Below are 13,285 nucleotides of genomic sequence, written 5' to 3'. Positions count from 1 at the left end.
GCATGAGTGCCGAACAGCAGGAGCGGGCCGTCCGGTGTCTGGTCGCGAAGGTGGGGCTCGACGGCCACGACCGGGGCGCACACGTGATCGCGCGGGCGTTCCGCGACGCCGGCTTCGAGGTCGTCTACTCCGGGCTCCACCGGGCGCCCGAGGACATCGTTCAGGCGGCGGTTCAGGAGGACGTGGACGTGCTCGGCATCTCGATTCTCTCGGGCGCGCACAACACCTTGGTCCCGAAGGTGATCGAGGGGCTCGAGGAGTACGACGCGTTCGACGACACCCTCGTCCTCGTCGGCGGGATCATTCCGGACGAGGACGAGGACGACCTGAAGGAGCTCGGCGTCGCCGAGGTGTTCGGCCCCGGGACGCCGATGGAGGAGACGATCGAGTTCATCCGGAACAACGTTCCGGAGCGCGCGTAGATGGCCGGGCCGGACGCATCCGCGGTCGCCGACGCGCCGACGCTCTCCGAGGCGGACGCCGCGCTCGTCGAGGACCTCCTCGCGGGGAGCCACCGCGCCCTCGCCCGCGTGATCACCAAGATCGAGAACCGGACGCCGGGCTACCGGGCGATCGTCTCCGCGCTCCACGAGCACACCGGCGGCGCGGACGTGGTCGGGATCACGGGCTCGCCCGGCGCCGGGAAGTCGACGCTCGTCGACAAGCTCGCCGCCGCCTACCGCGAGCGCGGCGACACGGTCGGCGTGATCGCGGTCGACCCCTCTTCGCCGTACACCGGCGGCGCCGTCCTCGGCGACCGTATCCGGATGGGGTCGAACGTCGGCGACATGGACGTGTTCTTCCGGTCGATGAGCGCGCGCGGTCAGCTCGGGGGACTCTCGACGGCGACCGCGGACGCCGTGAAGGCGCTCGACGCCTTCGGGAAGGACTTGGTCGTGTTAGAGACCGTCGGCGCCGGACAGAACGAGGTGGACGTGGTCCGCACGGCCGACACGGTCGCGGTGCTCGTCCAGCCCGGCTCCGGCGACGACGTCCAGACGCTGAAGGCCGGCATCCTCGAGATCGGCGACGTGTTCGTCGTCAACAAGGCCGACATGGACGGCGCACAGCGGACCGTCGCCGAGCTAGAGGAGATGGTCCACCGCCGCGAGGGCGGTACGACCGGACGCGACGCCGGCCACCACGGCGCGACCTCGACGGCCCCGACCGGCGCCGGGGGCTCGTCGTCCGATCACGGCGACGGCGACCGCGCGGGTGGGTCCGGACACAGCGGGTCCGATCCGCACGCGGACGATTCCGACGGGTCGTGGACGCCCGACGTGTTAGAGACCGTCGCGAACACCGGCGAGGGCGTGGCGGCGCTGATCGAGACGTTCGACGCGCACGCGGCCTACCTCCGGGAGTCCGGTCGGATCGCGGCGACGGAGCGGCGCCGGTACGCCGAGGAGATCCGCACGCTCGTGCGGGCGGACGTGGGGTCGCTCGCGACCGCCGAGATCGAACGGCACGGCGGGATCGACCGGCTCGCGGAGCGCGTCCGCGACCGGGAGACGGACCCGTACGCGGTCGCCGAGGCGATCGTCGGTCCGATCGCCGACTGCGTCGACGAGGCCGCGGACGGCGACGCCGGCGACTGACGGGCGGTTCCCCGAACGCCCGGCCCGCTCCGAGGGGCGGCGTTCCGCCGCGTCCCACGAGTATAAGTCGCCAGCGAACCAACAGTTTGTATGAAGCTCAGGAACCTCCTCGGCGGCGCCGTCCTCGGCGTCGGCGCGCTCGCCGCGCTCAACACCGGCCTCCGCTACGAGGGCGAACTGGAGCCCCCGCTCGACGGCGACGACGGCCTCTTCCGCTGGCGCGGGATGGACGTCGCGTACACCGAGGCGGGCGATCCGGACGACCCCGACCTCGTGTTGCTCCACGGGATCAACGCCGCCGGTTCCTCCGGCGAGTGGCGCGCGGTGTTCGACGACCTGGCCGACGAGTACCACGTCGTCGCGCCCGACTTCCCGGGGTACGGCCGCTCCGACCGGCCGCCGCTCCGGTACTCCGCGGCGCTGTACGAGGACTTCGTTCACGACTTCCTCGCCGAGTTCGACGAGCCCGCGGTCGTCGCCTCCTCGCTGTCGGCGGCGTACGCGGCCGCCGCGGTCGACGACGGCGACGCGGACGGCGGGGTCGAGCTGAGCGGCTTCCTCGCCGTCTGTCCCACCGCGACCGCGGGGCCGAGTCCGGCGAAGGGGTGGCTCCGCGAACTGCTCCGCGCGCCGCTCGTCGGCCGGGCGCTGTTCAACGCCATCACGGCGAAGCCGTCGATACGGTACTTCAACGCCGACCACGGCTACGACGACCCGGCGAACCCGAGCGCGGAGTGGACCGACTACGAGTGGCGCACGACCCACGTCGAGAACGCGCGCTTCGCGCCCGCGTCGTTCGTCTCCGGGACGCTCAACAGCGAGATCGACCTCGCGGCCGCGCTCGCCGACCTCGACGTGCCCCCGACGATCGTCTGGGGCCGAGAGGCGACCGTGAGCCCCCTGACGGACGGCCGCGAACTCGCGGACGCGGCCGACGCGCGCCTCGTCGTCTTCGACCGCGCGCGGCTGCTCCCGCACGTCGAACACCCCGACCGCTTCGTCGAGACGGTCGAGGAGGCGCTCGTCGCCGGCGCGACCGCGTAACGACCGGTCTCGTCCGCGATTCTCAGCCCTGAATATCGAACGGTCACGGATAAGTACGCCACTCCCCGAGGACTCGCAATGACGGACACGTTTCGCCTCCTGTGCGTCGACGACGAACCGGGGCTGGCCCGGCTCGTGGCGACGCACCTCGAACGAGACGACGACCTCGGCTGCGAGACGGCGACCGAGACGGACCCCCGCGAGGCGCTCCGCCGCGTCGAGCGCGAGTCGTTCGACTGCGTCGTCAGCGACTACGACATGCCCGGCCTCACCGGCGTCGAACTGCTCTCGGCGGCGCGCGAGGCCGAGCCGGAGCTCCCGTTCCTGCTGTTCTCGGCGACCGGTCCCGACGAGATCGCGGCCGAGATGGTCCGCGCAGGCGTCAGCGACTACGTCTCGAAACACGGGGGCGCGGACGGTTACACCGCACTGCTCCGCCGCGTCAAACGCGCCGAGGCGGGCGAGCGCGGGCGCCTCGACGCCGGCTTCGACGACGGCCGTCCCTCGGACGTCGCGCTCGACGGCGTCTGTACCGTGGGACCGGACGGCACCTTCGAGTTCGTCGGCGAGGAGTACGGCGAACTGTACGGGTACGACCCCGAGGAGCTCGAAGGTGAGCCGTGGCAGCGGCTCCACCCCGCCGACGAAGTCGAGCACATCCGCACCCACATCATCCCGGCCGTAACCGGCGGCGAGCGGTGGAGCGGGACGAGCACGGGGCTCCGGGCGGACGGCAGCCGGTTCGCCGAGTCGAAGATGGTGAGCACCACCGCGGACGACCGGTTGGTCATCTCGGTGTCGCCGCTCGACGCCGTCGGACGCGCCGCCGACGACTGAGCCGACCCGCCGCCGGCTCGCAACGACTTCTCACTGACGCCTTCGCAGTCCTCGCGACGGCTCCTCACTCGTCGCGGCGGACGTACAGCGTCTTCTCGCAGGCCGCGTGGACCCCCCCGTCCTCGTCGACGAGCGAGACGAGGTACTCGCGGTCGGTCGACTCGCCCGGGTCGAGTTCCTCGCGGATCGCCTCGGTTTCGTTGGACGGCAGTTCGAACTCCGCGTACAGCGTGTCGCGACCCGGCTCGATGAACTCCAGCGCCGCCGACTTGTCCCACACGGTGAACCCGTCGCCGAGGACGCGGCGGAGCATCATCATGTACACCGGGTCGATCGCGGCGTAGATACTGCCGCCAAAGATTGTGCCGACCGCGTTCCGGGTGCGCCAGTTCAGCGGAACCCGAATCCGGACGTACCGCCACCCGGCGGCGATGTGGTCGACGCGCGCCCCGGTCCCCCGGTACGCGGGCAGGAGGTTGAACCCGTACCGCCAGAGCCGGGTCCGGCGGCTCTCCGCCGGCGGGTCCTCGCGAAGCGGTCGCGGGTCGGGATCGCGGTCGACCCCGGTCGGGGAATCGGTCACGCCGATTCGGGGGGTTCCGCCGACAAACCGGTGTCGGAACCGGCGACAACGCGTCCGGGGTTTCACAGAGGAACAGGGAGGAATCCCACGGCTTCAGTCGTGGATCACTGGCGTCTAACACGCGTTTACGCGGATCTCGACGGCGCGTGCCTGCGAGCGGCCGACAGGCCGCGAGGAGCACGCCCGAGGGACGCCGCGAACGCCCGCGGGGCGTGAGCGGGAGCGAGGCGCGACGCGCCTCTGGCAGCCGGCGACGAGGCTGGGGAGGCGTGAGGTGCGGGGCCTCGCGGTTGGGGCTTCGGAGGCGGTTTCGACCAATCCGTGTTCCGCCACTCCCGAGCGAACGGTCGGGCTCTCGGAATCGTTTGCGCCGGCGTCGCCGCCGCCCCGTCTCACTACTCTCTTCGCGTAGCTGGCCCGAAACGGGTATCCCCGCGCGACCGCAACCCGACACCGATGGAGTGCGACAAGTGCGGGGCCGACGCGATCCACCACGCCGCCTACTCCGGGGCGCACCTCTGCGGCGAACACCTCCGGCAGTCGGTCGAGAAGCGCGTGAAGCGTCGGGTCCGCGAGGACGGCCTCCTCGACCCGGACGCGACCCCCGACGACCCCGACCGCTGGGTGATCGGCCTCTCCGGCGGGAAAGACAGCGTCGCCCTGACGACGATCCTGGACGACGTGTTCGGGAAGGACCCCCGCGTGGAGATGCTCGCCTTAACGATCCACGAGGGGATCGAGGGGTACCGCGACGCGAGCGTGGACGCCTGCGTGGAGCTGGCCGACGACCTCTCCATGCGCCACGAACTCGTGTCTTACGAGGAGGAGTTCGACGTGCGGATGGACGATGTGGTCGAAGACGACCCCGAGAATATGGCGGCCTGCGCGTACTGCGGCGTGTTCCGCCGCGACCTGCTGGAGAACTACGCCGCCGAGTTCGACGCGGACAAGCTGCTCACCGGACACAACCTCGACGACGAGGCGCAGACCGCCATGATGAACTTCCTCGAAGGCGACGTGCGGCAGGTCGCGAAACACTTCGACGCCTCGCTCGGGCCCTTCGACGAGCGCGGGGACACCGACGCGTTCGTCCCGCGTGCCAAGCCGCTCCGCGACGTGCCCGAAAAGGAGATCGCGCTGTACTGCCACGTCCGCGACCTCCCCACGCACATGGCGGAGTGCCCCCACGCCGAGGAGGCGTACCGCGGCGAGATCCAGTCGACGATCCACGCCTTAGAGGAGAACCACCCAGGCGCGCGCCACTCGATCATGGCCGGCTACGAGGAACTGTCCGCGCTCGCGGCCGACGCCTACCGCGGGGACGGCGAGAAGGGAGACGACGCCGACGGCGAGAGCTCCGCTCTCCGCGAGTGCGAGCGTTGCGGCTCGCAGACGAGTCGCGACGTCTGTCGGAAGTGCCGGCTGCTAGAATCGATCGAAGCCGTCTGAGCGCGGAAGACGCGCGCCGGCGCGTCGGAAAAAGTCGACCGCGGTCGATCCCCGGACGACCGAGGGTCAGCGGATGACGTCGAGTCCGTTGTTCTTCTCGATCTGGTCGCTGCCGCCGTCGGACTCCCAGCCGCGGTCGGTGCCGCCGGAGACCGCCGGCTCGCCCCTGTTGCCCGCGCCGCCTGCGCCGCCCGCACCGCCTGCTGCCTCGTTCGCCTCGGCGGCCCGGGAGCGCGAGTCGCCGAGGTCGTCGGCGTTGACCGCCGCCCGTGACTTGTCGGCCTGCTTCTGGGTGGAGGGGCCGAGTACCTGCGCGCTCTGGACGCCCGTCATGATCGCCATGACGCGCACCTTCCCCTTGTACTCCTCCTGGATGCGTGCGCCCCAGATCACGTTGGCGCTCGCCTCCAGCCGCTCGGTGATGTTGTTCGCGATTCCCTCGGCCTCCTTCAGCGTGAGGTCCGGGCCGCCAGTGATGTGGACGAGCCCGCCGGAGGCGCCGCGGTAGTCGACGTCGAGCAGCGGGTGGTTCATCGCGTCGTTGACCACCTCTTGGGTCTTGTTCTTGTCCTGCGTCTCGCCGACGAGCATGACCGCGACGCCGCCTTGGTTCATGATCGTCGACATGTCCGCGTAGTCGAGGTTGATGAGGCTCGGTTGGGTGATCGTCTCGGAGATCCCCTTCACCGTCTCCGCGATGATCTGGTCCATCACGGAGAACGCCTTCCCGATCGGCAGGTTCGGGACGTAATCGAGCAGGCGGTTGTTGTCGAGGACGATGATCGAGTCGGCCTCGTTCCGGAGGTCTTCGAGCCCCTCTTCGGCTTTCACCGTGCGGGCGCGCTCGACGTTGAACGGGGTCGACACCATCCCGACGACGATGGCGCCCTGCTCTTTGGCGATCTTCGAGACGACGGGCGCGGCGCCGGTGCCCGTGCCGCCGCCCATGCCGGCGGTGACGAAGACGAGGTCCGCGTCGCCGAGCACCTCTTTGATCGTCCCCTGCGCCATCTCCGTGGCGCGCTCGCCCATCTTGGGGTCGCCGCCGGCACCGAGCCCCTGCGTGAGCGACTTGCCCACGAGGATCTTGGTGTCGGCCTCGATCATCTTGAGGTGCTGTTTGTCCGTGTTGATGGCGACGGTGTCGGCGCCGTCGACGCCGATGTTGTACAGCCGGTTGACCGTGTTGTTCCCGGCGCCGCCGGCACCGACGATGACGATCCGGGGGTCCCCGAACTCGTCGTCGTCCATGTCGACGTCCATGTCGCGTTTCTCCGCTTCCGCGTTGTCGAGGGCGTCCTGAACGAGATCTTGCATCAGTTTACACCTTCGCCCAGCTGCGGTTGCGGCCGCGCTCGTCGCGCTCGCCGTCCTGTTCGTTCAACATGTCTCGGACGGCCGACCGGATCGCCTCGCTCCGGTTCGGGAACTCGCCCGTTTCCACCATCTGTTCGACCTCGTCGATCTGCTGTTTCGGGATTCGTAGTGTCACACGCTCCATTGTATTCCCCCGGTAAGACGGCGAACACGCGACGCGTGTGTCTTACAGTTCGGAGCCGCCCGGGCAGGGGGCCGTGCCCCGAGCCGGACGCCCGTTGTAAGACGACCGTCTTACGCAACTCAAATCACCGAGGCTACCAATATAAAACTATCGGACGTTGTAAGACAGACCGCTGAGTCGGTCGATTTCGACGGATTTGAGCGCTTACAACCTGTTACCTGTCTTTCAATACGTCTGCGGCCGGGGTCCGCCGACCGCAGCCAGGGCAGAACGCCCAGTCCGTCCGGATCTCGTCACCGCACTCGCAGAACGCTCTGTGCGACTGCTTTTCTCCGCAGTTCGGGCAGTACACGTGCTCTCGCGGGACGACCTCGCCGCAGCCACCGCAAGCACTTTCGCCCGTCTGCGCCTCACGGTTCCGGGCACCGACGCTATCCTCCGTCTTACGTCCGCCCGAGTCCGCCGCCTCGGCCGTCTCACGCGCCACACTGACGGCCTCCGCCGGCTCGCTCGACCCGGCTGACGGCGCGTCGAGCGTGACGTTTACGTTGACGTCGCCGGCGCCGCCGGCGCCGCCGGGCGCGTACGCGGGTAGACCGGCGCTGTCCGCCGAGCCGAGCCGCTCGTCGAGCGCCGTGTCGAGCCGCTCCGCGATCAGCTCGTCGACGCGGTCCGCGAGGGCGTCGTCGACGCTCCCGGCCGCGGCGTCGGACGTGTCGGACGCGCCGTCCTCCGCGTCGACCTCGTCGAGGTGCGTCCGGAGCGCCTCCCGCATCACCTCGCTCTTGGAGGCGTCACACGCTTCCAGCCGGTCGACGAGGTCGTCGTCCGCCCGGAAGGTGATCTTGCTCATACCGGACTCGTACCGCCGGTCGGTACAAGTATCTTCCCCCGTTGTCTGACACGTTTACCGAATCCGAAATGTTTGGCCGAACGTCGATACGCCGCGGCGTTCGCCCCCGATCGTGGTATTTGGTCACACATGTGTCTGACGCAGATTTATACGCGTCGCGCGAGCATGCGTGAATATAATGAGTAACCGCGTCGAGGACCTCGAACGGCAGGTCGCGGAGCTACAGGCGGCGGTCAACGGGCTCACCGAGGAGCTCGTCGAGATGAAGGAACGCGTCCGACAGCTCGAAGACGAGCGGTCGGTCGCGGTCGAGGCCGACGCCGCCGGCCCGGCGGCCGGCGCCGAGGCGAGTGCGTCCGACGCCGAGCCCGCGGCCGATCGCTCGGCGGGAGACGACCCCGCGGCCGAGGAGGCCGGGGACGACTCGGCGTCCGGCGGCGAGCGGACGACCCACTCCGACGACCACGTCGACGTCTTCGAGTCCGTCGAGGAGTCGTCCGACGGGGCGGACGCGGCCAGCGCGGACGCCGCGAGCGACGGTGAGGACGTCATCGTGCCCGAGCAGTCGGCGACGACGCCCGACGCCGACGCGGCGGCCGAGGAGCCCGCCGAGGACGACGAGGGCGAGTCGAGTGAGGGCGACGACATCATCGTCGCGTAACCGGTCGCCTCCGACCACATGCACATCACTGAAGTCGTTCTGGACGGGTTCAAGAGCTTCGGGCGAACGACGAGAATCCCCTTCTACGAGGACTTCACGGTCGTCACCGGCCCGAACGGCTCGGGGAAGTCGAACATCATCGACGGCGTGCTGTTCGCGCTCGGCCTCGCCCGCACTCGCGGGATCCGCGCCAAGAAGCTCACCGACCTCATCTACAACCCCGGCCACGACGACGGCGAGGCCGCCGACGGGCCGAACGAGGCCTCGGTGACGGTGGTTCTCTCCAACGAGGACGGGACCCTCGACCGGTCGCAGGTCGTCTCCGCGGCCGGCACGGAGAACGTCGGCGACGTCTCCGAGATCACGATCAAGCGGCGCGTCAAGGAGACCGAGGACAACTACTACTCGTACTACTACCTCAACGGCCGTTCGGTGAACCTCTCGGACGTTCAGGATCTGCTCGCGGCCGCGGGCGTGACGCCGGAGGGGTACAACGTCGTCATGCAGGGCGACGTCACCGAGATCATCAACATGACCCCCTACCAGCGGCGGGGAATAATCGACGAGATCGCGGGCGTCGCCGAGTTCGACGAAAAGAAGGAGGCCGCCTACGAGGAGCTCGACACCGTCGAGGACCGCATCGGCGAGGCGGACCTCCGGATCGGCGAGAAGGAGGACCGGCTCGACCGGCTCTCCGACGAGCGCGAGACCGCCCTCCAGTACCAGGAGCTCCGCGACGAGTTAGAGGAGTACCGCGGGTTCCGCAAGGCCTCCGAGCTGGAGGAGAAGCGCGACGCGCTCGCGACCGTCGAGGCCGACATCGACGAGGCCGAGGCGGACCTCGGTGAGCTCCGCGCGGAACTCGACGCCAGACAGGGGAAGCTCACCCGGCTGGAGGAGGACCTCGAAGACCTCAACCACGAGATCGAGACGAAGGGCGAAGACGAGCAGATCGAGATCCGCTCGGAGATCGAGGAGATCAAAGGCGGGATCTCGCGGCTGGAAGACAGGATCGAGTCGGCGGAGTCGCGCGCCGAGTCCGCCGAGAACGACCGCCGGCAGGCGTTCGTCCAGATCGACCGCAAGGAGGAGACAATCGAGGAGTTGGAAGGCGAGATCCGCGAGACGAAAGTGGAGAAGGCCTCGGTGAAATCGGAGTTGGCGACGAAGCGCTCCGAGTTGGCCGACGTCGAGGCGGAGATCGAGGGTGCCGACACCGAGTTCGACGAGCTGAAGGCCGAGCTGTCGGAGAAGAAGGAGGCGATCGAGTCGCTCCGCGCGGAAAAAAACGAGACGCAACGCGAGAAAGACCGGCTGCTCGACGAGGCCCGCCGCCGCTCGAACGCGGTGAGCGAGGCTCGCGAGGAGCTGGAGGAGGCCCGGGAGTCGCTCCCGGAACACAAAGCGCGGATCTCCGAGCTGAAAGGGGAGCTCGACAAGGCCGAGAAGAATCAGGCGACCATCGAGGACGCGGTCGCCGACCTGTTCGCCGAGAAGGCGGAAGCAGAGGAGCGCCTCGAGGCGATCGAGGACACCCTCCGCGAGAAGCAGAACGAGTACGCCAAGCTGGAGGCGGCGGCCGACCAGCGCGGCGACGCCTCGTGGCCCCGGGCGGTCACCGAGGTGAAGAACGGCGGCATCGACGGCGTCCACGGCGCGGTCGGCGAACTCGCCTCTGTCGAAGCCCAGTACGCCGAAGCCTGCGAGACCGCGGCCGGCGGGCGGCTGGCGAACGTCGTCGTCGACGACGACGGCGTCGGCTCGACCTGTATCGACTACCTCAAGCGGCGCAACGCGGGCCGGGCGACGTTCCTCCCCGTCACGGAGATGGACGACCGGAGCCTGCCGCGGAAACCCTCGCTGCCGGGCGTCGTCGATTTCGCGCGGAACCTCGTCGACTACGACGCCGAGTACGAGTCGATCTTCTCGTACGTGCTCGGCTCGACGCTCGTCGTCGAGGACATGGCGACCGCCCGCGATCTGATGGGCGACTACCGGATGGTCACCCTCGACGGCGACCTCGTCGAGAAGTCGGGCGCGATGACCGGCGGCTCCGGCGGCGGCTCCCGCTACTCGTTCACGAAGTCCGGCGGCGGCAAGATCGAACGGCTCGCGACGGAGATCTCGGAACTCGAAGACGAGCGCCGGTCGGTCCAGTCCGAGATCGACGCGCTCGACGACGACATCGAGGACGCGCGCGACCGGAAGGCCGACGCGGCCGAGCGCGTCCGGTCGCTGGAGGCGGACGTCGAGCGCGCAGAAGACGACCTCGCGGAGGCGGAAGCCCGGATCGAGGAGCTAGAGGCCGAACTGGAGGAGCTGGAGGCGGAACGCGAGTCGGTCGACGCGGAAATGACCGCGTTAGACGAGGAGCTGGCGGAGACGGACGCGGAGATCGACGAGCTCGCGGCCGAGATCGACGAGATCGAGGCCGAACTCGCCGACTCGAAGATCCCCGAGCTCTCCGAGCGCGCCGACGAGATCCGCGCCGAGATCGGCGACCTCGACGACCGCATGAGCTCGCTCGACGGCCGGATCAACGAACTGGAGTTAGAGAAGGGGTACGCCGAGGACGCGCTCGACGACCTCCACGACGACGTCGAGGAGGCCCAAAACGCGAAGGCGGAGGCCGAGGAGGCGATCGCCGACCACGAGGCGGCGATCGAGGAGAGGGAGGCGGAGCTCGAAGCGAAGAAGGAGGCGATCGCCGACCTCGAAGAAGAGCTCTCGGCGCTGAAAAGCGACCGCGAGGAACTCCGCGAGGAGATCCGCGAGGCGACGCAGGCGCGCGACGAGCAGCGGTCGCTCGTCGCCGAGGCCGAGTCGGACCTGTCGGACCTCACCGACCGCCGCGACCGCTTGGAGTGGGAGATCGACGAGTTAGAGTCGCAGGTCGGCGCCTACGAGGCCGACGAGATCCCCGACCTCGACGAGGTCGAGTCGCGGATCGAGGAGCTGGAGACCGAGATGGAGGCGTTAGAGCCGGTGAACATGCTCGCGATCGACGAGTACGAGGAGGTCGAGGCCGCGCTCGACGAGCTCCGGGAGCGCCGGGACGTGCTCGTCGAGGAGCGCGACGCCATCGAGGAACGCATCGAGGGGTACGAGGCGGCGAAGAAGGAGACGTTCATGGAGACGTTCGAGTCGATCAACGACCACTTCGAGGACATCTTCGCACGCCTCTCGGCCGGGACGGGGGAGCTCGTCTTGGAGAACCCCGAGGACCCGTTCGAGGAGGGGCTGACGATGAAGGCCCAGCCCGCGGACAAGCCGGTCCAGCGGCTCGATGCGATGAGCGGCGGGGAGAAGTCGCTCACCGCCCTGTCCTTCATCTTCGCCGTTCAGCGCCACAACCCCGCGCCGTTCTACGCGCTTGACGAGATCGACGCCTTCCTCGACGCCGTCAACGCCGAGCGCGTCGGCGAGATGATAGAGGAGCTGGCCGAGGAGGCGCAGTTCGTCGTCGTCGGCCACCGCGCGGCGCTGTTGGAGCGCTCAGACCGCGCCATCGGCGTCACGATGCAGGGCGACAACCTCTCGGCGGTGACCGGGATGCAGTTCGGCGACGACGCCGACGAGGAGGTGAGTGCGGATGACTGAGAAGGGCGACGGGGCCGCCGGCGGCGTCCCGGACCTCGACCTGACGAGCGACCGCGACGGCGCGGCCCCGTTCACGGACGACGCGTCCGGAGACGAGGCGGAGTCGACCGGCGCGCCCGATTTGGACGTGCCCGACGTCTCACCGTCGGACGTGCCCGATGTCGCACCGCCGGACGAGACCGACGACGACGAGGTCGAGCCAGTCGAGCTCCTCGTCCAGCTCGCGGAGGAGGGCGAGATCGAACCGTGGGACATCGACATCGTCCAAGTGACGGACGCCTTCTTGGAGAAACTCGACGAGACGGACCTCCGAACGACCGGCCGGGCGCTGTTCTACGCCAGCGTCCTCCTCCGGATGAAAAGCGACGGCATGCTGGCGGACGACGACGAGGACGAGGAGCCGGAGCCAGAGCCGTGGGAGGTCGCGATGGAGGGCGGCGCGCCCGACCCGGCCGCCGACGGGTTCGACCCGGTCGACAAGCTGGAGGCCGAGATCGACCGCCGGCTCGACCGGAAGAACACTCGCGGGTCGCCGGAGACGCTCGACGAGCTCGTGCGGGAACTGCGCGAGGCCGAGCGCGGCTCGTGGTGGAAGGACTCCCGGGAGTACGACACCTCGGAGTCGCCGCACGGCCACGCCCGCGGCACGCAGACGCTCGACTACCGCGCCGGCGACGAGTTCCGGCAGGACGGCGAGCCGACCGCGGGCGAGGCGACCGACCGCACCCACGACGAGGACATCGAGGAGGTGATCGTGGAGATCGACAGCGTCCTTCGGACGCACTTCGACCGCGGGCGCACGGAAGTGCTGTTCGCGGAGATCGAGAGCGCCGGCGGCCGCCCGTTCATGACGTACCTCGCGCTGCTGTTCATGGCCCACCGCGGCTCGGTCCGCCTCCAGCAGGACGACCTGTTCGGCGATCTCTGGGTGAAGGACCCGTCTGCGATGACCGCCGAGTCGGAAGCGATCGCGGACTAATACGTTTCTAGGGAGGGAACCGTCCCCAGTGATGTCGCCGTTCTGTAGTGAATAGCTGCCCGCCAATCGGCGGCGAACGCCTCCGAAGCCCCAGCCGTGAGGCGGGCAGACGCTCTCTGCGCTCCTCGTCGCTCGTTTCACTCGCTCCTGCGGTGCTTACGTCGCCTCTGCCCGCCTCAC

Annotated in this window: 12 protein-coding genes; 8 read left to right on the top strand and 4 right to left on the bottom strand. The window is 69.2% G+C overall.

The window, feature by feature from the left end; translation table 11 throughout:
* Positions 1-2: 2 nt before the first annotated feature.
* From EXE52_RS07330 to EXE52_RS07315, 4 genes are all read left to right on the top strand, one after another.
* Positions 3-422: a cobalamin B12-binding domain-containing protein gene (locus tag EXE52_RS07330; RefSeq protein WP_049931484.1), complete on the top strand. Its 420-nt coding sequence runs from the start codon at positions 3-5 to the stop codon at positions 420-422.
* The gene (gene meaB, locus EXE52_RS07325) at positions 423-1,598 is read left to right on the top strand and encodes a methylmalonyl Co-A mutase-associated GTPase MeaB (protein WP_089308005.1); all 1,176 of its coding nucleotides are present in this window, start codon (positions 423-425) and stop codon (positions 1,596-1,598) included. It abuts the gene before it with no gap.
* Positions 1,599-1,688: 90 nt separating this feature from the next.
* Positions 1,689-2,642 (top strand): alpha/beta fold hydrolase, encoded by a 954-nt coding sequence (locus EXE52_RS07320; protein ID WP_086215902.1) that lies wholly within the window; start codon positions 1,689-1,691, stop codon positions 2,640-2,642.
* Between the two features lie 78 nt (positions 2,643-2,720).
* Entirely contained in the window at positions 2,721-3,479 is a 759-nt protein-coding gene (locus EXE52_RS07315) for a response regulator (protein ID WP_089308004.1), read from the top strand.
* Between the two features lie 64 nt (positions 3,480-3,543).
* Here EXE52_RS07315 and EXE52_RS07310 read toward each other — a convergent pair whose 3' ends face one another.
* Positions 3,544-4,062 (bottom strand): DUF4442 domain-containing protein, encoded by a 519-nt coding sequence (locus tag EXE52_RS07310; protein WP_049931488.1) that lies wholly within the window; start codon positions 4,060-4,062, stop codon positions 3,544-3,546.
* A gap of 456 nt (positions 4,063-4,518) precedes the next feature.
* Here EXE52_RS07310 and EXE52_RS07305 point away from each other — a divergent pair, with 456 nt between their 5' ends.
* Complete coding sequence (locus EXE52_RS07305) at positions 4,519-5,511, top strand: TIGR00269 family protein (protein ID WP_086215900.1); 993 nt, start codon at positions 4,519-4,521, stop codon at positions 5,509-5,511.
* Between the two features lie 66 nt (positions 5,512-5,577).
* On the opposite strand, the gene ftsZ is transcribed toward EXE52_RS07305, so the two are convergent.
* From ftsZ to EXE52_RS07290, 3 genes are all read right to left on the bottom strand, one after another.
* Positions 5,578-6,828 (bottom strand): cell division protein FtsZ, encoded by a 1,251-nt coding sequence (gene ftsZ / locus EXE52_RS07300; protein WP_049931490.1) that lies wholly within the window; start codon positions 6,826-6,828, stop codon positions 5,578-5,580.
* Between the two features lie 4 nt (positions 6,829-6,832).
* Positions 6,833-7,012 (bottom strand): ribbon-helix-helix domain-containing protein, encoded by a 180-nt coding sequence (locus EXE52_RS07295; RefSeq protein WP_006111915.1) that lies wholly within the window; start codon positions 7,010-7,012, stop codon positions 6,833-6,835.
* 214 nt (positions 7,013-7,226) lie between these two features.
* Positions 7,227-7,865, bottom strand: coding sequence for a zinc ribbon domain-containing protein (locus tag EXE52_RS07290; RefSeq protein WP_089308003.1), 639 nt, complete (start codon positions 7,863-7,865; stop codon positions 7,227-7,229).
* A 178-nt stretch (positions 7,866-8,043) separates the two neighbouring features.
* Between EXE52_RS07290 and EXE52_RS07285 the strand changes: the two genes are divergently transcribed.
* Genes EXE52_RS07285 through EXE52_RS07275 form a run of 3 tightly spaced genes read left to right on the top strand, consistent with a single transcriptional unit; the run spans position 8,044 to position 13,105 of the window.
* Positions 8,044-8,526 (top strand): hypothetical protein, encoded by a 483-nt coding sequence (locus tag EXE52_RS07285; RefSeq protein WP_049931492.1) that lies wholly within the window; start codon positions 8,044-8,046, stop codon positions 8,524-8,526.
* A gap of 18 nt (positions 8,527-8,544) precedes the next feature.
* Entirely contained in the window at positions 8,545-12,126 is a 3,582-nt protein-coding gene (smc, locus tag EXE52_RS07280; protein ID WP_089308002.1) for a chromosome segregation protein SMC, read from the top strand.
* A complete protein-coding gene (locus EXE52_RS07275; RefSeq protein ID WP_049931494.1) occupies positions 12,119-13,105 on the top strand; it encodes a ScpA family protein in 987 nt (328 codons plus the stop codon). The genes smc and EXE52_RS07275 overlap by 8 nt, the downstream gene beginning before the upstream one ends.
* The last annotated feature ends 180 nt before the right edge of the window (positions 13,106-13,285 follow it).

The sequence above is a fragment of the Halorubrum sp. CGM4_25_10-8A genome (genome assembly GCF_005435025.1).
Classification (GTDB): domain Archaea; phylum Halobacteriota; class Halobacteria; order Halobacteriales; family Haloferacaceae; genus Halorubrum; species Halorubrum ezzemoulense.
This window is presented reverse-complemented; position numbering and strand designations above follow the sequence as displayed.

Excerpts from the sequence above, each read along its gene's own strand:
- smc (WP_089308002.1), top strand. The coding sequence starts at position 8,545 with ATGCACATCACTGAAGTCGTTCTGGACGGGTTCAAGAGCTTCGGGCGA.
- meaB (WP_089308005.1), top strand. The coding sequence starts at position 423 with ATGGCCGGGCCGGACGCATCCGCGGTCGCCGACGCGCCGACGCTCTCC.
- EXE52_RS07285 (WP_049931492.1), top strand. The coding sequence starts at position 8,044 with ATGAGTAACCGCGTCGAGGACCTCGAACGGCAGGTCGCGGAGCTACAG.
- EXE52_RS07290 (WP_089308003.1), bottom strand. The coding sequence starts at position 7,865 with ATGAGCAAGATCACCTTCCGGGCGGACGACGACCTCGTCGACCGGCTG.
- EXE52_RS07295 (WP_006111915.1), bottom strand. The coding sequence starts at position 7,012 with ATGGAGCGTGTGACACTACGAATCCCGAAACAGCAGATCGACGAGGTC.
- EXE52_RS07315 (WP_089308004.1), top strand. The coding sequence starts at position 2,721 with ATGACGGACACGTTTCGCCTCCTGTGCGTCGACGACGAACCGGGGCTG.
- EXE52_RS07320 (WP_086215902.1), top strand. The coding sequence starts at position 1,689 with ATGAAGCTCAGGAACCTCCTCGGCGGCGCCGTCCTCGGCGTCGGCGCG.
- EXE52_RS07305 (WP_086215900.1), top strand. The coding sequence starts at position 4,519 with ATGGAGTGCGACAAGTGCGGGGCCGACGCGATCCACCACGCCGCCTAC.
- ftsZ (WP_049931490.1), bottom strand. The coding sequence starts at position 6,828 with ATGCAAGATCTCGTTCAGGACGCCCTCGACAACGCGGAAGCGGAGAAA.
- EXE52_RS07275 (WP_049931494.1), top strand. The coding sequence starts at position 12,119 with ATGACTGAGAAGGGCGACGGGGCCGCCGGCGGCGTCCCGGACCTCGAC.
- EXE52_RS07330 (WP_049931484.1), top strand. The coding sequence starts at position 3 with ATGAGTGCCGAACAGCAGGAGCGGGCCGTCCGGTGTCTGGTCGCGAAG.